Raw genomic sequence first — 18,384 nt, forward strand, 5'->3', positions numbered from 1 at the left:
TGGCGACTCGATATTTTAAAAAACTTCCACCACAACGGCCGTCACATTATCATTCACCCGATGCGCCAACGCCGCCGCGATGAGCAGTTCCGGCGGCGGAACGCCGTCTGGCGCGCCGAGCAGTTGGGTGATTTCGGCTTCGGACAAGGTTTTGCTCAGGCCGTCGCTGCAGAGCAAAAACCTGTCGCCGGGTTCGGTCTGGCCGATTACCTTGTCGAGGTCCAGCGTGTCGGAGTCTGAGCCGACGGCGCGGGTGATGACGTTGGCATGGGGGTGGCGTTCGGCGTCCTCGGGGGCGAGGTTGCCGCTGTCGACCAGCTCCTGCACCAGGCTGTGGTCGCGGCTGATTTGTTGGAGCACGCCGCCGCGCAGCAGGTAGGCGCGGGAGTCACCGGCCCAGAGGCAGGCGAAATGCCGGTCGCGGATGATCAGCGCGACAAAGGTGGAGGCGATCATGCTATGGCCGCCGCGCTGGGCGGCTTGCGCGCGCAGGGCAGCGTGAACGCTGCTGATCGTGAGCCGCACTTCGGACAATAATTCGGAGCTGGTGAGATGTGCTGGCAGGCGCGCGAGTTCATCGACGATCATGCCGGAGGCGACTTCGCCGGAATCGTGCCCGCCGGCGCCGTCGGCGACGACCCAGAGGCCGAGGTCCGGCCGGGAGAGCATGTTGTCCTCGTTATGTTTGCGGACGGCGCCGGTGTCGGTCATGGCCCAGGATCTGGTTGTGGACATGATGGTTCAGGACTCCGCCGGTTCTGGGTCACGCAACATCGCGCCGGACTGGCCGGGCGGCAGCAGGCCGGAAATTTCGAACCGCCGGGGTTTGACGAGAGGGCTGCCCTCGGTCCACCAGCCGGGTGCCGGCAGGGTGCTGTCCGCCACGGGCATTTGCAGGATGCGGGCGATGGTGCCGTGGGGGGTGTCCTCGACGATCCCGGATAATCCCGCTGCCTCGGCGGCATCGGCCCAAAGGCCGCCGGTTTCAAGCTCGGTGGTTGAGGGGGCCAGGGCGCAGAGGATGAAGGGGTAGTGACGGCCGGCTTTGTCAACGCTGGGGAGCCAGACGCCGAGCACGGCCTGAGCGCCGCAGGCGCCGGGGGGGAGGAGAAAGCGCCAGATGGGCGCGGTCATCCAGGCGGTTTCCCAGCTCTCGCCCAATGCCTGGCGGGAGGCGGCGAGGCATTCACGGCACCAGGTGTCGAGCGGGGCGATGAAATCCTCCGGCAGGTTGGCGCGGACAAAATCGCCCTTGGCGGGCAGCTTGCCGAAAAAGCCGGTGCTGGCGGGGCGGAAATTTCCCATCATCTCATCCGTGCAGGCTCGGGCAACGGAAATCGGTGAGGACGCCGGGGGCGAAGGGGTTGAGCACGGAGTTGGCGCTGATGCTGAAGCTGGCGGTGTGGCCGCCCTGGTTGAAGGTGAGCGTATATTGGTCGGAGGAGCCGGCCTCGGTCAGGCTGCCCTGTGCAAACAGGCGGAAGAGGGCCCAGGGGCCGGAGGCGTCGATCTCAACCGGGTTGCCGCCAGCGGCCGGGGTGATGATGAGGCGGGCGGTTTGCATCCCGTCGGTTCCCGGCCAGGAAATCTGCGTGGGGACCGGCGGGCCGTGGGCGTAGCTGACCGTGAGGGCGCCGAGTTCGATGGAGACCTGGGCGGCGCCGGCATCGAGAGAGGTGGGGGTGATGCTGAACTGCACCGCGGGTTGCGCGCTGGAGGCGAAGAAGAGTTGCTTGATGTTTTCGGCCCGCTGGAATTCAGCCAGGGCGCCCTGGCTGATCGGCGGGGTGACACCGTTGACCGCCTGAATACGCCAGGTGGGACCTGACATGTCAACGAACTGGCGCACCTGCTGGGAGAAGAAGGTGTCGATCATGCCGTTGGGGGCAAAGAGGTGCGAGAAATCGCCCAGGGGGATGTCGGTGCTGGAGGATGGCACGAACGGGTAGCGCCCGGCGACGGCCTGTACGCAAAGCTGGCCGGGGCCACCGGCACCGTTGAAGGCCGCCGCCGCCGCCTGGGCGGCGCTGCCGCCGCGCAGGGCATTGGCGTTGGCGACCAGCGTTTGCAGCCAGCGCGAGACGGGCTGCGGATCGTTCACGGCCTCGCCCTGGAGCAGGGATGCGGGGTCGCCCCCGGCGGCCGGGGCGGCTGGCGCGCCGCTGCCGGGAACGCTGGCGGCAAGCTGCGCCAGTTGTTGCTGCAGGCTGTTCATCAGGTTGAGGGTGAGCGAAATCGGCGCGCCGGTGCCGGTGCCGACGTAGTTGATCAGCGGTGCGTAATAGGCATCAACCTCCGCGCCCGGCAGCGCGGGGGCGGCGCCGGTGGCGGCGGGGGTCATCAGGCCTTGCAGAGCCGCGGTTTCGGCGCTGACCGCCGAGGCGCCGGGCAGGGCCTTGGTGGCGGCGGCCTGCGCGCCGGCAGGCAGGGCCGGGGCTTTGGAGAGCTGGAGTTGGGTGACGATGCTGCTCAGCAGCTTTTGCATTGGCGATTGCGGGGATGAAAGCACATAGAGGTTCTGCGTTGCCTGGCCAATGTTGCTGGCGGGGGCGAGGTTGAGGTCACCCAGCATGGCGTTCCACTGGGTCTCGTAATCCTGTTCGTAGAGCTTGATGACGTTTTGTTCGAGGTTGAGCATGTCAGGGCTGTTGGGGTCGACCTGTTGCGTGGTGCCGAGCACCCAGCTTTCATTCGCCACATCCTGCGCGGCGTGGGTGAGGGCGGGCAGCAGCACGAGGTGGAAGCCGGTGGGGGTGTAGAAGCCGGGGACGCCCTCGGTCAGCGGTTTGCCGGAGGCGCGGGTGAACAGCCCGGCGCCGGCGGCGCCCATGGCATCGCCTGGAACCCAGGGCGCCATTTGCGCGGCGGCGGCGGAGTCACGGATGCGCGAATAGACGCGCTCGGCCACGGAGACGCGGCTGAAGGTGGCGCGCGCGGATTCCACCAGCGCGCCGTCCAGCGGGACCGGCGGCAGCGGGGCGCCAAGCAGGGCGACGAGGTGCTGCATCAGGTCATCGCGCACCGGCTGAGCGGCGAGGCCGGGGTAGAGCCGTTGCCAATCCAGTTTCATCCAGGCTTCGACGAGGGTTTTGTCGAGCGGGCCCTGGCCGCCCAGCATCAGGTAGACGCGGGTGGCCTGATAGAGGAACTCCGGCCGGTCGAAGCCGCCGCGCATTTCGGATTCGAGCTGGAGGATCAGCCGGGGCAGCATCGCGTTGTCGAGCGCGTTGTGATAGAGCGCGGAGGCGCCCGCGCGGAGCTTGCCGCTCTGGTTCAGCCCGAAACCCATGCCGCCGTGGGCGCTGGTGTCACCCTGGCTGAAGGGCATGTCTCGTGCCTGGTCCAGCATGGGCAGGATGGTGAGCATGTTGGGGTCCTGCACCGGGTTCAGCGGCAGAGCCTGGGCGGTCGTGGTGTAGGTGGCCAGTGCCGCGTTGCTGGCGGCGATGGCGCTGGCGTTATGCGCGCGGCTGACCACCAGGCCGGCGAGCAGGCCGAGAAACACCATCCCGACGGCGGCGAAGCCTCCGGCGCGCAGCATGAGGCGTTTGCGCGTGGCGGCTGGGTTGGCGCTACCCAGCATCGCCTCGTTGAAAATGACATCGCGCAGCAGGCGGCTGAGGAAATAGCTGCGTCCGGAGGCGGCGCGCAGGCTTGGCGCACGGCGTTGGTCAATGCCGAAGGCGCGGGCGAGGGCGCCGGTGAGGCGGTCGATCGGAGTGCCTTCCTGGGTGCCGGAGGTCATGTAAACGCCGCGCAGATAGGGGGCGGGGTCGAGTGAGGAGCCGCCGAAGGCTTCCTGCATGAACTCGTTCAGTGGCGCGGCCAGGCTGGCGACCTGGGCGGGGAAACCGGCGATGAGGGCGCGGCGGTCCGGGCTGCGCTCGCCTTGCAGCAGGTCGATCAGGCGTTCGTCCAGCCTTGCGGCCAGGGCGCTGAATTCGCCGGCGAAGGCACCGGCGGGACCGGATTGGCCGCCGCCTTCCGCCGGGAAGGTGACACCCCAGACCTGGCCGCGTTTTTCAGCGTCCAGATTGTCGAAGAATTCGGTGAAGCCGGCCAGAAGGTCGGCCTTGGTGAGCAGTGCGTAGACCGGCAGCTTCAGGTTCAGGCGCTCGGTGATCTCCTTGATGCGCTTGCGGATGGCGCGCGCATGGGCCAAGCGCTCCTCGCGCGGGGCGGAGGCGATGTCGGCCAGGGAGATGGCGACCATGACGCCGTTGAGGGCCTGGCGCTCGCGGGTGCGCTTGAGCAGGTCGAGGAAGCCTTCCCATCCGGCCTTATCGACGCTGGCATCGGAATCCTGGGTGGTGTAGCGGCCGGCGGTGTCGATCAGCACCGCGTCCTCGGTGAACCACCAGTCGCACAGCCGCGTGCCGCCGACCCCGGCGACCGCGCCCTGGCCAAGCTCTGCCGCGAGCGGGAATTTGAGGCCGGCGTTGAGCAGGGCCGTGGTTTTGCCGGCGCCCGGCGGGCCGATGATGACGTACCAGGGCTGCTCATAGATGTAGCCTTTGGTGCCGCGCGCCTTGCGCAGCAGCGCCAGCGAGGTTTTGAGCTTCTCGCCCATGGCCGCGAGTTCCTCGGCGGCGGCGGTGTCCCGCGCGGCGGGGCCGGTGGCGGCGACGCCTGCCGCCAGCTGGGCCTCACGCATGGCGCGGCGGCGGCTGAGCAGCAGGTTGATGCCAAGCCAGACGGCGAAAATGACCAGTATGATGACAAGGCGGATGACCCACCCGGCCAGCGCCGCGACGAATGGCGCGAAGAACCAGACCAGCGCCGCCAGCACGGCGGCGCCGATGAAGCTGAGGAACCAGCGGGAGGCAAGAAAACTCAAGACTTTGCTCATGGGTTCGCTCAGTTCTGGATGGCGTGGTTAAGCACGATTTCGATGCGGCGGTTTTGTGCCCGGCCGGCCGCGGTGCCGTTCGGCGCGACGGGGTCGGCGGCGCCCATGCCTTTCGCGGTGATGCGGCTCTGATCGCCGATGGTCTGGTCCATGATCGCGGCGGCGGCCTGCGCGCGGGCGGTGGAGAGTTCGAAATTGGAGGGGAATTGCAGGGTGTGGATCGGCTGGTTGTCAGTGTAGCCGGTGACCACCACCGTGCCGGTCTCGCGGCCCAGGGCCGTGCCGATTTTTTGCAGCAGGGGCACATCGTCATCCTCAACCACGGCGCTGCCGCTGCCGAAGAGGCCCTGGTTGTTGATGCGCACGACCGGCGTGTTGACGGTGCCGAGCACGCTGACCTTGCCGGCGGCGATCTCGGGCGAGAGGAAGCCGCTGATGCGGTCGAGGATGGTGGGGCCGGGGGCGGCGGGTTCAACCGGCGCCACCACCGGCTGCGCGCGCACGATGGCGGGCAGGGCGCTGGGCGGGGCAGTGACGGCGGCTTCGAACTGGGCGTCCGACTGGCGGCCGAGAGACAACAGGAAGGCGCCGTAGAGGATTGCGAGGACGCCGAGAGCGGCGACGCCGGCCAGCCAGACGGGAACGGAGAAGCGGCTGGGCCGGTAGGGGGCGGTGACACCTTGCCAGTGCGGCGAGAGGGCGGCTTCGCCGGCGGGGCGGAGGCGGCGGATGACGGCGTAGGTATCCTCACGCAATTTGTCGATTTCAGCGGGGCCGCGGGGCGAGAGCCGGTAGCGGCCCATGTAGCCGAGCGAGAGGCAGAAATACATCAGCTCCAGAACGGGGAGGAAGTTGCCGGGGTTTTGGCGCAACTGGGTCAGTACGTCGAAAAACCTTTCGCCGCTGCGCACTTCCTGGTGGAAGGTGGAGACCATGGAGCGCGCGGCCCAGGCGCCCTGGCTGCCCCAGGGAGTGGCAAGCACCACATCATCCAGGCTGGCGCACAATGCGTAATGGGCGGGGCGGAGCTGTTCCATCGGGATGTTCTGGGCGCGGGCGGCCTCCTCGAACCGGCGGATCTCGCGGGCCGCGCGTTCGCGCAGGTCGCCGGAGTCGGGTGCGTTCAGGGTGTTGCGCAGCCGGGCCAGCAATTGCAGCAGCGGGCCGGCGGCGGCGATGAGCGGCGAGCCGCCCATGCCGATGCTCTCCGGCGCGTCGCTGGCCGCGCGGGGGGCGGGCTGGGGCGCGTATTGCGGCGCGGCGGGCTGTTGCGCCGCATAGGGGGCGGCTGGCGCATCAAACGGTGAGGCGCCGGGTGGTGGCGCTGCGGGGGCCGCGGGTTTTTTGCCGCCGGGCATCGGGCGGATGATCGTGCGGTCGGAATCTTCCGGTTCGGAGAAGGGATTATCGGTCATCGTCTTACAATCCTCGTCGATGCACGCGTTTACGTTTTAAAAGCTCAGCCTTTGATCGCCCAAAGTTCCATGCGCAGGTTGGGGAATTCGCCGGAAACATGAATGGCGAAGCCGCCGGAGGTTTGCATCTGCTGCCAATGGGGGCTGTTGCGGTCCAGCTCGAAATAGGTGGCCCCGGCGTAAAAGGGGATCTGCCGGGGGGCGACAGGCATCGGCCGCACGGCGATGCCGGGCAACGCGACGTTCACCAGCTCGCGAATATGCTCGACCGCGCCGATTTTGACCTGCGCGGGGAACAGACGGCGCAAGGTTTCGGTGGGGACATCGGCCTGGACGCTGAGCACGAAATTGGCCGCGCGCAGCACGTTGCGGTCGTTGATGGGGCCGACATGCACGCCGTGACGGCGCTCCTGCAACGGGATCGCCACCGCGTTTTGTTCGATGACCGAGGAGAGCGAACGCCGCAGATCGGCGATGACCGGGGCGAAGCTGCGCTGCAGATCCTCGTGGCGGTAGCCGGGGTAGGCGTTGGGGCGGCGGTTCGCATCGGTGAAGGTGGCGAACTCAGCGGCCATTTCAACGTAGGCGGCGTAGAGTGTCTCGGGGTGGATGTTGGCGGCGTCGGCCCAGTGCTGCAGCAGCGCCTGCCAGCGGTTGATGGCCTGCAGCAGCATGAAATCAGCGACCTCGGCGACGCCGCGCGCGCCCGGCGCGTTCACCCGCGCCGCCAGCGCCTCGCCGCGCTGGTTGATCATGCCGGCGAATTCGGTGATCAGCCCGGCCAGCGGCGGGACGGCATTGCAGACCAGCGCGGGTGGTAGCCAGTTGTCATCCAGGGTTACGCGCTTGTCGGAGGAGACCTCCATGATGCGGGCGAGGGGGATGCAAAGATAACCGCCGCGGTCGTCGGTATCGAGCAGGTAGCGCAGCTTGAGCCGCCCGACGAGCAGTTCGGCGGCCTGGGGTGAGCTGGAATGGGTGTCGTAGGCTTCGAAGGATTGCGCCTTGTAGCGGCCCTCGGCGCTGCCATCGGCGGCGGCGATTTCCACAGCGCCGTTCTGGCGGATTGGCAGGGCCAGATGGATCAGCACGCCGCGCGTGTTGTCGGGCACCTCGAAGGGGGCGGGGTGTTCGGTCTCGCCGGGGAGGGAGAAGGGTGTGCCATCCTCGAACACGCCGGCGGCGGCGGCGATGGCAAAGCGCCCGGTGCCGAGCAGGTCTTTATCGAGCGTGATCTGCGTCAGCCCCCAGGGATGGGGCCGCAGCGCCGCGACACGGCCGCGCACGAAGGCTTCCAGCCAGCGATCCTGCTGTTGGAAATGCTGCGAGCGGAGGAACATCCCCTCCTGCCATACAACGCGGTTGGTCCAGCTCACGGGCGGCCTCGCATAAAGTTCAAATCCCCTTAAATTTACCGTTCAGCCGGTCAATTCATTACTTATTGCAGTGTCGCGGTTAATCCATTTATTCGCAAGGTCAAAGCGGTGGTGCCGCTGGGGGCGAGAGGCGCCACCAGTTTCCAGGTGGAATGGTTGATGTCGCGGAAGAGAACCGCCACGCCGAGCGAGGTGACGGTTGGTTTCAGGCTGCGTGTTTCGCTCAGGCTTTGTCCGGGCGCGAGCAAAATCTGTTCGGAGGCGCCGGCTTCATCGGTGCCGAGTACAGTGGATTCCTGGTTCATCAGGGAATAGACATCGGTGGATTGAAACTTGCCGGTGGCGGTTAGCTGGTAGAGCCGGATGGCCACGGCGGTGCCGTGACCGGCGGGGTCAGGGTTCTGCCCGGCGCTGCCGGTGATGGTGAGCGACAAAACCGCCGGTGGGGGTGGCGGCGCGGCGCAACCGGCCAGCGCCAGGAGAAGCAGGCCGGCGATGAGCTTTTTCATGATGGCTCCCTGGCGCTGATGTCCCGCAGAGCAGTCTCGTAGGCGCGGGCGAAGGTTTTGCCGAATACGCTGTCGAAATCATCGGCGAGCGCGCGTGTGACGCTATCGTGAAGTTTCTCGTATGCCTCGAAAGCACGGGCCTTTTTTTGTGTGGGCAGCACGGCGAGGCCGCCTTGTTCATCGGCTTCGGCGCGCAGGCGGGCTGGGTCGAGCTGCGCCAGCAGGGCGCGCACTGCATCCTGCATGGCGGCCATGGTTGCCAGTTCGTGCAGGCGCATGTCGCGCAGAGCATCGGCGACGGCGGCCTCGGGCTTCATGTCGATCCGGCGGCCGATGCCGAGCAGGGCGCTCAGCGCGTCGTCGTCATCGGCGGAGAATTTCAGGGGGTTGTTGCCGCGCGAGCGGATCATGGTCTGCTCGATGCGGAAGCCGCCTTTGATTTCGGCGCGGGCGATGAGCGCCTGGCGGATGCCCGAGACGGTGGCGCGGAAGGCGGCGCCGATGGCGCGCATGGTGCTCTCGGCATTCTCCGGCCGCGCGCCGTGCATCCCGGCACCTTCGAGGAAGGCGGTGAGCGCTGCATCTGGCGTAGCTGACGCAATGGGCTGCGCCAGGGTGATGACCGGCGCGGCGGGGGGCGCCTGCGGGGGCTGTGCCGGAGGCTGGGCCTGGGGCTGAGCCTTAGGTGCGAAGGGGTCTTCCTCGAACGGGTTGGGTTGCGGCGGCGCTGCGGGTATTGGCGCGGGCGGCGCGGCAGGCTCGGCGAAGGGAGACGCGCTGCCGCCAAAGCCGCTGTCAGGGCCGGTATCAAGTGAGGTGAACATGCGCTCAGGCGGCGGCGGTGGTGCTGGCGGCTGGCTGGGCGCAGCGGCGGGAAAGCCGAGGTCCCAGTCGTCATCGGGCAGCAACTGTTGCTTGACCGGGGGCGGCTTGAACGCATCGCTGAAGGATTGCGAATGATCGGGCTGTGTCGGCGCGCTGAAGAAATCATCGTCCGATGCCGGGGCCAGGGGGTCGAACTGGTTGGGCATGGTGACCGAATTGCGCGGCGGCGGGCCACCGAACAGCGGGTCGTTGCCGAAGGCCGATGAGGTGAAGGTCTCGGCGGGTGCTGGTTTTTGGGCAAAGACGTCGTCACCGAAAGGGTCGTCGAACGGGGATGATGATTTGGCGCCGAAACCGGGCGCGGCGCCAAAGCCCTGTTCCTCGGCGATGCGCACCTCGATCTCGTAGGCGCCGAGCCGGATGCGGTCGCCATCAGCAAGATTGCGGATCTGGCCCTGGCCGATGGGGTCAGGCTCGTTGTTGAGGAAGGTGCCGTTGGTGCTGGTGTCGGCGATTGCCCAGCCGCCGTTGCGGTAGGCGATGACGCAATGTTTTTTGGAGAGCATGCGCTCGGGGTCCGGCATGATCCAGTCGTTATCGTGACCGCGGCCGATGCGCAGCTCGCCGCCCGTGATGCGCTTGGTTTCCGGGGGAACGGTGTCAGGGCATCGTAGAACGCTGAGTGTGAGGGTCATGCCGCCTCCACGGGCAGCCGGCCTGGGCCGCCGCCGGCGATATCTTGGGCCGACTGCAGGAACAGCGCAAGGCGTTGCCGCTGGCGGTTGGGCTCGCCGCGCACGGAAGCCAGCGCCACCGCGCCAGCGACGGCGACGCCGGTGAGATGCGGCGGGGCGGGAACGGGGGGCGTGTTGAGGGGCGTAACCGAATCGCCGCTCCAGAACGCGGCGACGGCGGCCCAGGATTCCGGGCTTTTGAAGCCGGCGCGTTTGGCTTCCTCCATGCCGGCCCGGCGGACCTCGTCGCTTTGCTGGCGCACCCAGGTTTCGGCGAGTTCGCGCATCTTTATGTCCTGCGGGGGGATTTGCGCGGCGGGGGTGTGGGTTGCGCACATGCAGGCCCACCACACGGCCTCGCGTTTGGGCAGCGCATGAGCGAACACGCGGGTGGCCTCGATCAGAAAGCCGGCGTTGGCCAGGGATTGGATGATGCTCATGAGATCGCCCAGGCCCGCGGTCAGCACCTCGGCCTCGGGCGGCAGGCTGCAGCGTTGCAGCACGCTGGAGACTTCGGCGGCGGAGAGCTTGTTGGTTTTTGTGGCACTCATGGCGTCCTCAAACTGCTATCGTCATGAATTGATGTTCACCAGGCCGCCGGTCAGATTCAGCATGCCGGTACCGGTGACGCCGGTTGAGGCCTGGCCGGTGATGTTGACCTGGATGCCGTTGATGGTGACGCCGGATTCAGAGAGTTGAACCGAGTTGGCGCCGACGGTGAGGGTAATGCCGGAGGTATTGATGACCAGCGTGTTGCCGCCGACCTGAAGTGTGATGGATTGCCCGGCTGTGTGCGAGATGGAGCCGGTACTCACGGTGAGGGATTCATTGCCCTGGCTGACCGTGGTGGAGAGATTGCCCTCGCTGACCGTGAGGGTATGGTCGCCTTTGACCGTGTCGGTTTTTTTGCCGTCGATTTTGACCGTTTCGTCCTTGGTGACGGTGAGATTGCGGTCGTTCTGGATTGTCAGGGTCTGGTCGTGTTCGACTTCCAGTTTGTAATCTTTCTCGGCGTGCAGGAAGAAAACCTCGCTGCCCATTGTGTCGTCGAATGAAAGTTCGTTGAAATTGCTGGTGCCGCCGCCTTTGGTTGAATGCGTGCGCAGGCCGCTTTTGTTTTTATCGGCGGCGGCGAAGGTTGGCGAATTGTCGCTGTTGTAGAGGCAGCCGACTGCCACGGGGTGATTGACGTCACCTTCCATGAAGGCAATGGCAACCTCCATGCCGATACGCGGAATAAACTGCATGCCCCAGTTATTGCCCGCCCATGATTGCACAACCCGCACCCAGAGGGTTTTCTCGGTGGTGATGTCGCCCTGGTTGTCGGCGGGGAACTGCACCTGGATGCGGCCAAAATCATCGGTATCGGTGTAGATCTCCTCGCTCGAAGCCCCGATCACTTTGGCCGAATAGAGCCCGGACATGATGGGCGGCGCGACCGTGGGCTCGGCGCGGTAGGGCGTTGCCGCGGGGATGGCCCGGCAGCTCATGGCAATGGAGCTGCCGCCGCTGCCGCTGGAGCCGTCTGAGGTGTCGCTCACCTGATAGGAGACCGAATGGATGATATAGTCGCTGGGATCGCCGTTGTTGAGCGGATCGTTGGTGAGTGAGAACTTACCCCCGGAGATGAAATGCGGCATCTGGCCGCTGCCGCTCAGCGTCTGCGCCGCCGCCTCGGCCGCGAGCATGCGCCATTTGGCGCGCGCCTGGGCATCCTGCGTGGTGCCGCGCACCGCCGGCCAGGTGTAATGCGTGCGCTGGTTTGCCGCGCTGGCCTTGAGCACGGTGGTCTCGGTTCCCGTGATCGCGCCGGGGGCCAGGCTGTTGGTATCCATGCGGTAGTCATCGACACGGACGGAGCCGATGGCTGTGCTGTCAGTTTGTTCCCAGGTGTTCATCGTGCCGAAGCCCTGGCCGGTTTGATCCAGGATGACCGAGGGCAGGGTGATCGGCTGAAACGCGGTGTTGCTGTCGGCCAGTATCAGCGTGTGGCCGCTGGCATCATGCGTGAAAAAATAGAAAATCCCCTCGTCTTCCAGCATGCGCTGAACGAAATCGAGGTAGGATTCGTTGAATTGTACGGTATAGTCGCGCGCGGTGTAGGTGTTTTGCAGCTTCGAGGTGTAGGTGACGTTGAATTTCCCGAAAATCACCGCCATGATGTCTGGCACGGTCATTTTTTGGTAGAAACGGCAATCCTGCGTCTGCCCGAGGAACCAGAGCTTGGGGACGACGGTGAGCTGGTAGCGCCATAGAGCATTTGAAGCATAGGGCATCTGGCGGACCGAGGAGACGATGCCGCTGATATAGCGGCCATGCCCCTCGGGGTTGGCCAGCGTGATGGTGACCGGCTGGTCCAGCAGGCTGTTGGGGTCGAGCAGGGCGGTTCCCGAGTGCAGGCTCACCGTATAGCTGAAGGGGCGGTTCAGCTCTTCCTCGCCGCTGATGCCCGATACCCCGAAAGAGGTGGCGGGGAGCGGCGTCGTGATCGAGAGGATGTCTATGGTGGCGCTCATATTTCATCCCTGCATCAATGATCCGGGGGCGGTGAGCTGCCCCAGGATTTCGCGTTAAACTCTCCTAAACGGTAACATAAAGCAAGGACCACGTTGAGGGGAAGTTTTGGCGGCCAGGCGGAGCGCGGCTGGCAGGGCACCGGCGGCGTAATGGATGTTATGAAAAGAGCGCGATGATTTTGCCATCATCGCGCTCTGGCTCATGTGGGGCGGGGGCGGGTATTACTTGATATAGGCACGGCCCATCAGGGATTTTTGCAGCTCGGTGGCGCCAGCATAGATGCGTTGGACGCGCGCGGCGGTGAACATGCGCGAGATCGGGTTTGAGTCCATCCAGCCGTTGCCGCCCCAGAGCTGCACGCAGGTGTCCAGGGTGCGGAACTCCATTTCGGGGAACCAGATTTTGGCGCGCCAGCCGTCGCGGTCGTCAAACGTGCCTTTTTGGTATTTGCGCACCAGATCGTCCATGTAGGCGCGGCCGATGGCAAGGTCGGTTTCGATTTCGGCTAGTTTGAACTGGGTATTCTGGAAGTCGATGATACGCTGGCCGAAGATTTTGCGGTTGCGGACATATTCCAGAGTCATCTCAAAAGCCTGGTTGGCGGCGCCGAGCGAGCGTGAGCAGACCTGCATGCGATCGAGCGCCATCTGGGTCTGGAAGATGCGCAGCGCGCCGCCTTCTGGCCCGAGGAGGTTGGCGGTGGGGACGCGGACGTTGTCGAGAAAGATCTCGCCAGTGTCGCCGCCGGCGTAGCCCATGGTCTTCATGCGGCGCTGGGTAAGGCCGGGGGTGCCGGTGGGGACAAGGATGATGCTCATGCCCTTGGCGCGGGCGGCGGGGTCGGTTTTGGCGATGATGTAGAGCAGGTCGGCCTTGGCGCCGTTGGAGATGAAGCATTTGGAGCCGTTGATGACGTAGTCGCCGCCGTCGCGCACGGCCGTGGTGCGGATGGCGACGGCATCGCTGCCCGATTCTGGTTCGGTCATGCCCATGCATTGCACGGTGTCGCCGGAGATGATGGTGGGGAACCAGCGTTGTTTTTGTTCTTCCGTGCCGTGGCTGGCGAGGAAGAGGGTGCAGATATCTGTGCCAAGGAAGGCACCGGCCGAGGCGCCGGCGGGGGAGTAGCCGAGTTCCTCGGCGCCGATGACGATGGAGAGGCCCTTATCGCCAGCGCCGCCGTATTCCTCGGGAACGCAGGTGCCGAGCAGGCCGGCGGCGCCAGCCTTGCGCCAGATGTCATGGCCGACGCCGTCGACCTCGAAGTTTTTGACGTTCGGCTCGACTTCGCGGCGGTAGAACGCGCGCAAGGTGTCGCGGAACATTTCCAGATCTTCGCCGTAGACGCTCTCTGTGGCGCTTGTGAGAAGACTCATACCCATTTCCCCTGTTCATGCCCGGCGGGACGCCGCCGGTTTGGTTGGCTTTTGAAGCTTTGAGTTATTGTGCGGCGGGCTTGCTGGCGGCGCGGAAGGCGCGCTGGCGGGTGAGTTCGAATTTGCCGACCAGTTCGCGGTGGACTTCGTCAGCGCCTTCGCCAATTCGCACGGTGCGCTGGTGCGCCCACATTTCAGCGAGCGGCGTGTCATAGCTGAAGCCGGCGCCGCCGTGGAACTGCATGGCGCGGTCGATGACCCGTACGGCCATTTCGGGGGCGAGGACCTTGGCCTGGGAGACTTCAGAGCGGGCGGCCTTGATGCCCTGGGTCTGGACGAGATTGGCGGTGTAGACGAGGAAGGCGCGGGCCTGGTCAATTTCGATGCGCGAGCGGGCGATGGCATCCATGACGACGCCGCGTTCCACCAGCGGGCGGCCGCCGATGACGCGGGTTTCCACCCAGCTGCACATTTCCTGCAAGGCGCGCTCGGCGGCGCCGACGCAGCCCATGCCGAGCTGGATGCGGCCGACGCCGAGCGTGGTTTGGACCAGGGCAAAGCCTTCGCCCTCGTTGCCGAGGCGGTTGGTGACGGGGACGCGCACGTTGTCGAAAATGAGGTCGCAATGGCCGTAGGGGGCGTCATCGAAACCCATCACGGTCTCGATGCGGCCCTTGGTGAGGCCGGGCGCATTGGCGGGGACGAGGATGAGGGAGTGGCGCGCATGGCGGGCGGCTTCTGGCGCGGTGGCGCCGAGCAGGAGGATGAATTCGCATTCTTCCATGGCCGCACCGGTGGCCCAGGATTTCACGCCGTTCAGCACATAGTCATCGCCGTTGCGGGTGACGGCGAATTTAAGGTCGGTGGGGTCGGAGGAGGGAACGTCGCGCTCGGTGATGCTGATGCAGGAGCGGGCATCACCGGCCAGCAGGCGGGAGAGGTAGCGGTCTTTCAGCTCGGCGCTGGCGGTCTGGTCCAGGATGGTGGCGTTCGAGATGGTGCCGGAATAGCAGTTGAAAATGTCCGGGCCGTAGTTGGACCAGTTCATGCGTTCGGCCAGCGGGGCGTATTCGGTAAGGCTGAGCCCCTTGCCGCCGAGGCGCTCGGGCAGCGGGAACAGCCAAAGGCCGCGCGCCTTGGCCTCGGCGCGCAGCTCGCGCATGACCTGCGGGTAGGTCCAGCGGTTTTTCGCGGCCGCCAGCTGGTGGTGGATGGTGGGCTCAGCGGGGATGACCCGTGAGACCATGAAGTCTTCCAGTTCCTTGACCAGCGCGTTGGTTGTCATACGGCGTTTACCCTTTTCGTCTTGTGGCAGGCTTTGGTTGAATGATTCAGAAACGGATGATCGGTTTGATGGTTTTGCCAGACTGGGAGTCGGCGAAGGCCTGGTTGATTTCAGCCAGTGAGTAGAAGGCGCAGAGCTGGTCGAAAGGGAAGGTGCCGGCCAGGTACATGTCAACCAGTTTTGGGATGAGCTCCTGCGGGTCGCAATCGCCGTTGGTGACGCCGCGGATGGAGCGGCCGGAGATGAGGGGCAGGACGCTGAGGTGAAGGTCAGACTCCGAGCTGGCACCCAGCACGGCGCAGGTGCCGCGGACTTTGAGGGCGGCGACGGCGGCTTCGATGAGTTTGGGCACGCCGGAGGTGTCCATCGCGAAGTCCACGCCGCCCAGCGCTTTAAGGGCGTCGGCGAGGTTTTGCCGGGAGGTATCGACGGTGTCCGACGCGCCGAGTTTGCGGGCAAGTTCCAGACGGCTGGCGACGCGGTCGATCGCAATGATGCGTTTCACGCCGAGCGATTTGGCGGCCATGATGGCGGCGCAGCCCAGCGCGCCGGTGCCGAAGATGGCGATGGTGGTGTCCGGCGTGGGTTTGGCGACGTTGAAGATGGTGCCAGCGCCGGTGGAGAGGCCGCAGCCGAGCGGCCCGAGGAGTTCCAGCGGGGCATCTTTGCGGACTTTGACCACGTTGCTCTGGGAGGCCAGCGCGTGGGTGGCGAAGGAGGATTGCGCGAAGAAGGCGCCGCCGATGGCGCTACCGGAGGCGTCGGTGATGGTGGGGGTGCCGTCGGGGCGGCGGGTGCCGAAGTTGAGCGGGGCGTAGTGGTCGCAATAGGAGGGGTGGTGGTCCGCGCATTGGTGGCAGTGGCCGCAGCTGGCGAAGGTGAGGACGACGTGGTCACCCACCGCGATGCCTTTGACGTTGGCGCCAACTTCCTCGACGATGCCCGCACCTTCATGACCGAGCACGAGCGGCAAGGGGAGTGGCATGATCTGTTCGATGATGGCCTGGTCAGTGTGGCAGACGCCGGTGGCGGCGAGCCTGACCAGGATTTCGTCAGCGGTGGGGCTGGCGAGGTTGACGGTTTCAACGGAGAGCTTGCCGTGGATTTCACGCGCGACGGCGGCCTGGATTTGCATCGGCTGTTCCCTGGTTTTTGATTTTAGAGTTCGGCGAAGACGGATTTGGTTTGCAGGAAGGCATCGACGCCTTCGTAACCATTCTCGCGGCCCCAGCCGGATTGCTTGTAGCCGCCAAAAGGCATGCTGAGGTCGTTGGCGAGCTGGCAGTTGAGCCAGACGGTGCCGGCCTGGAGTTTTTTGGCGAGGCGGTGGGCGCGGCCGATGTCGCGGGTCCAGACGCCTGCGGCCAGGCCGTAGGAGGTGTCGTTGGCGATACGCAGTGCCTCGGCCTCGTCGTCAAACGCCATGATGGCGAGGACGGGTCCAAAGATTTCCTCGCGGAAGAGGCGCATGTCCTCACGCACGTTGGTGATGATTGTGGGTTCGACGAAATAGCCGGGACGCTCCACGCGGTGGCCGCCGGTGACGATTTGCGCACCTTCCGCACGGCCATCCTCGATGTAGGACATGACCCGGCCGGCCTGCTTGGCGGTGATGAGCGGGCCGAGATGGGTGGAGGGGTCGAGACCGCTGCCGAGCACCATGGATTGGGCGATGGCGGAAATGCCGGCGACCACCTGGTCATACACCTTGCGGTGGACGAAGAGGCGTGAGCCGACGATGCAGGCCTGGCCGGAGTTGGCGAAAATGCCCATGGCGGCGCCGGGGATGGCCTTGCTGAGATCGGCGTCGTCAAAAATCAGGATGGGCGATTTGCCGCCGAGTTCCAGGGTGACTTTTTTGAGATTGCCGGTGGCGGCCTTGACGATGAGCTTGCCGACCTCGGTGGAGCCGGTGAAGGCGATTTTGTTGACGTCCGGGTGGGCGGCGAGGGCGGCGCCGGCGGTGTGGCCGTAGCCGGTGACGAGGTTGACGACGCCCGCGGGGATTCCGGCCTCATGCAGGATTTCGACGATTTTGATGGTGGTGAGCGGAGTTTCCTCGGCGGGTTTGATGATGACGCTGCACCCTGCGGCCAGCGCCGGGGCGAGCTTGGCGCAGGCCATGCCGATGGGGACGTTCCAGGGGGTGATGAGACCGGCCACACCCATCGGCTCCTTGCGGGTATAGGCGTGGTATTCGGTGCGGCCGCCGCCGATGGCGCCGTCGGTGACGACGTCGGCGGTGAGGCCGTGGATTTTGGTGCACCAGCCGGCGTTGTAACGGAAGGTCTCCGCGCCGTTGCGGATGGTGTATTGGGCGAGGGGGAGGGGCATGCCGTTGTTGCGGGTCTCCAGGGTGACGAGTTCATCGAGGCGGGCCTCGATGAGATCAGCCGCGCGCCAGAGGATACGGGCTTTGGCCGCGCCGCTGAGGCCGCTCCAGATACCAGAGTCGAAGCTGACGCGCGCAGCCCGCACGGCGGCGTTGATTTCGGCTTCACCGCAGCCGGGGACGGCGCCGATTTTCTCACCCGTGGCGGGGTCGAAAACCTCGATCATGCCATTAACCAGCAAATCCTCGGGCTGTTCGGAAACGATGACGTCGGGCATTGGCGTTGGTTCCCTAAAAATAAGGTTCAATTAGGCGGTGGCGTGGACGGCTTTACCGCCAGGGGGGTCGTTCATCCGGCGATTTCCGCGGTTTTGTTTTTCGGGCGTAAAATTCATACACCAGCATACAAAATGGGTCAATAATACATACATCAACTCATAGTTAGGTAGTGTTCTTTTGTGATGGACTGGCGGCGGCGCGTGTCCTAATCAGCCGGTTGGAGGCCGCCCGCGTAAGGCAGCGAAATGCCGGTGAGCATGAGAGGCGCGGGTGGAGCGGGTCAGCCGAGGGTTTGGACTTTTTGCCAGGCGGGGCGGGCGAGGCATTTGTCGAGCCAGGATTTGGCGGCGGGGAAGGCTGACATGTCCAGCAAGGCTGCTCCCATGGCGAGCGCGGAGGCGGCGTTAATGTCACCGATGGTGAAGGTGGCGCCGGCGGCGTATGCGCTGGCGGCGAGGTGGCGCTCCAGCGGGGTGAGGGATACGGCTGCATTTTCGAGGTATTTGGTCATAAGCGCGGCATCGGCATTGCCGCGTTTTTCGCGAATCCACATGGTAAGGTGGAACTCCAGCTCCGTGGTGGCCCAGCTTGACCATTGATAGATGCGGGCGCGGGCTTGCAGGTCATCGGGCCAGAGCGGCGTGGGCTGAAGAGAGGCGAGATAATAGCAGATGGCGACCGACTCGGTGAGTATGAAGTCACCATCAGTCAGGGTGGGGACTTTGCCGAGCGGGTTGAGCTTGAGATAGGCCGCGGTGCGGGTGCCGCCGGTGTGGGGGGTTACCGGGTTGTGCTGGTAGGCGAGCCCGAACTCCTCCAGCGCCCATAGGCACCGCCCGGCGCGGCTTTGTTTGGTTCCGTAGATAGTTAGCATGGTGCCTCCGTTG

The 18,384-nt window shown here is 65.5% G+C and carries 14 protein-coding genes; all 14 read right to left on the minus strand.

The features are described from left to right. Window positions 1-15: 15 nt before the first annotated feature. Complete coding sequence (locus QQJ84_RS01625; RefSeq protein WP_284256170.1) at window positions 16-735, minus strand: PP2C family protein-serine/threonine phosphatase; 720 nt, start codon at window positions 733-735, stop codon at window positions 16-18. 6 nt (window positions 736-741) lie between these two features. Next, complete coding sequence (tagF, locus tag QQJ84_RS01630) at window positions 742-1,308, minus strand: type VI secretion system-associated protein TagF (protein WP_284256171.1); 567 nt, start codon at window positions 1,306-1,308, stop codon at window positions 742-744. Between the two features lies 1 nt (window position 1,309). Continuing rightward, window positions 1,310-4,849 (minus strand): type VI secretion system membrane subunit TssM, encoded by a 3,540-nt coding sequence (gene tssM, locus QQJ84_RS01635; protein ID WP_284256172.1) that lies wholly within the window; start codon window positions 4,847-4,849, stop codon window positions 1,310-1,312. A gap of 8 nt (window positions 4,850-4,857) precedes the next feature. Beyond that, complete coding sequence (gene icmH / locus QQJ84_RS01640; RefSeq protein WP_284256173.1) at window positions 4,858-6,264, minus strand: type IVB secretion system protein IcmH/DotU; 1,407 nt, start codon at window positions 6,262-6,264, stop codon at window positions 4,858-4,860. Between the two features lie 44 nt (window positions 6,265-6,308). Beyond that, entirely contained in the window at window positions 6,309-7,640 is a 1,332-nt protein-coding gene (tssK, locus tag QQJ84_RS01645) for a type VI secretion system baseplate subunit TssK (RefSeq protein ID WP_284256174.1), read from the minus strand. Between the two features lie 62 nt (window positions 7,641-7,702). After that, window positions 7,703-8,149 (minus strand): type VI secretion system lipoprotein TssJ, encoded by a 447-nt coding sequence (gene tssJ / locus QQJ84_RS01650; protein WP_284256175.1) that lies wholly within the window; start codon window positions 8,147-8,149, stop codon window positions 7,703-7,705. Next, on the minus strand, window positions 8,146-9,669 hold the full coding sequence (tagH, locus tag QQJ84_RS01655) for a type VI secretion system-associated FHA domain protein TagH (protein WP_284256176.1): 1,524 nt from the start codon (window positions 9,667-9,669) through the stop codon (window positions 8,146-8,148). The genes tssJ and tagH overlap by 4 nt, the downstream gene beginning before the upstream one ends. Further along, the gene (locus QQJ84_RS01660) at window positions 9,666-10,259 is read right to left on the minus strand and encodes a DUF6931 family protein (protein WP_284256177.1); all 594 of its coding nucleotides are present in this window, start codon (window positions 10,257-10,259) and stop codon (window positions 9,666-9,668) included. Before QQJ84_RS01660 ends, tagH begins: the two co-directional genes overlap by 4 nt. Window positions 10,260-10,280: 21 nt before the next feature. After that, window positions 10,281-12,224, minus strand: a complete 1,944-nt coding sequence (locus QQJ84_RS01665; RefSeq protein ID WP_284256178.1) for a type VI secretion system Vgr family protein — start codon at window positions 12,222-12,224, stop codon at window positions 10,281-10,283. A gap of 222 nt (window positions 12,225-12,446) precedes the next feature. After that, the gene (locus QQJ84_RS01670) at window positions 12,447-13,601 is read right to left on the minus strand and encodes an acyl-CoA dehydrogenase family protein (RefSeq protein WP_284256179.1); all 1,155 of its coding nucleotides are present in this window, start codon (window positions 13,599-13,601) and stop codon (window positions 12,447-12,449) included. A 64-nt stretch (window positions 13,602-13,665) separates the two neighbouring features. Next, a complete protein-coding gene (locus QQJ84_RS01675; protein ID WP_284256180.1) occupies window positions 13,666-14,886 on the minus strand; it encodes an acyl-CoA dehydrogenase family protein in 1,221 nt (406 codons plus the stop codon). Window positions 14,887-14,932: 46 nt separating this feature from the next. Beyond that, window positions 14,933-16,021 (minus strand): NAD(P)-dependent alcohol dehydrogenase, encoded by a 1,089-nt coding sequence (locus QQJ84_RS01680; RefSeq protein WP_284256181.1) that lies wholly within the window; start codon window positions 16,019-16,021, stop codon window positions 14,933-14,935. A gap of 23 nt (window positions 16,022-16,044) precedes the next feature. Beyond that, the gene (locus QQJ84_RS01685) at window positions 16,045-17,496 is read right to left on the minus strand and encodes an aldehyde dehydrogenase family protein (protein ID WP_284256182.1); all 1,452 of its coding nucleotides are present in this window, start codon (window positions 17,494-17,496) and stop codon (window positions 16,045-16,047) included. Window positions 17,497-17,777: 281 nt separating this feature from the next. Then, a complete protein-coding gene (locus QQJ84_RS01690; RefSeq protein ID WP_284256183.1) occupies window positions 17,778-18,371 on the minus strand; it encodes a glutathione S-transferase family protein in 594 nt (197 codons plus the stop codon). Window positions 18,372-18,384: the final 13 nt, after the last annotated feature.

Origin of the sequence: Acidocella aquatica (genome assembly GCF_030160635.1) — a bacterium.
GTDB classification, from domain to species: Bacteria; Pseudomonadota; Alphaproteobacteria; order Acetobacterales; family Acetobacteraceae; genus Acidocella; species Acidocella aquatica.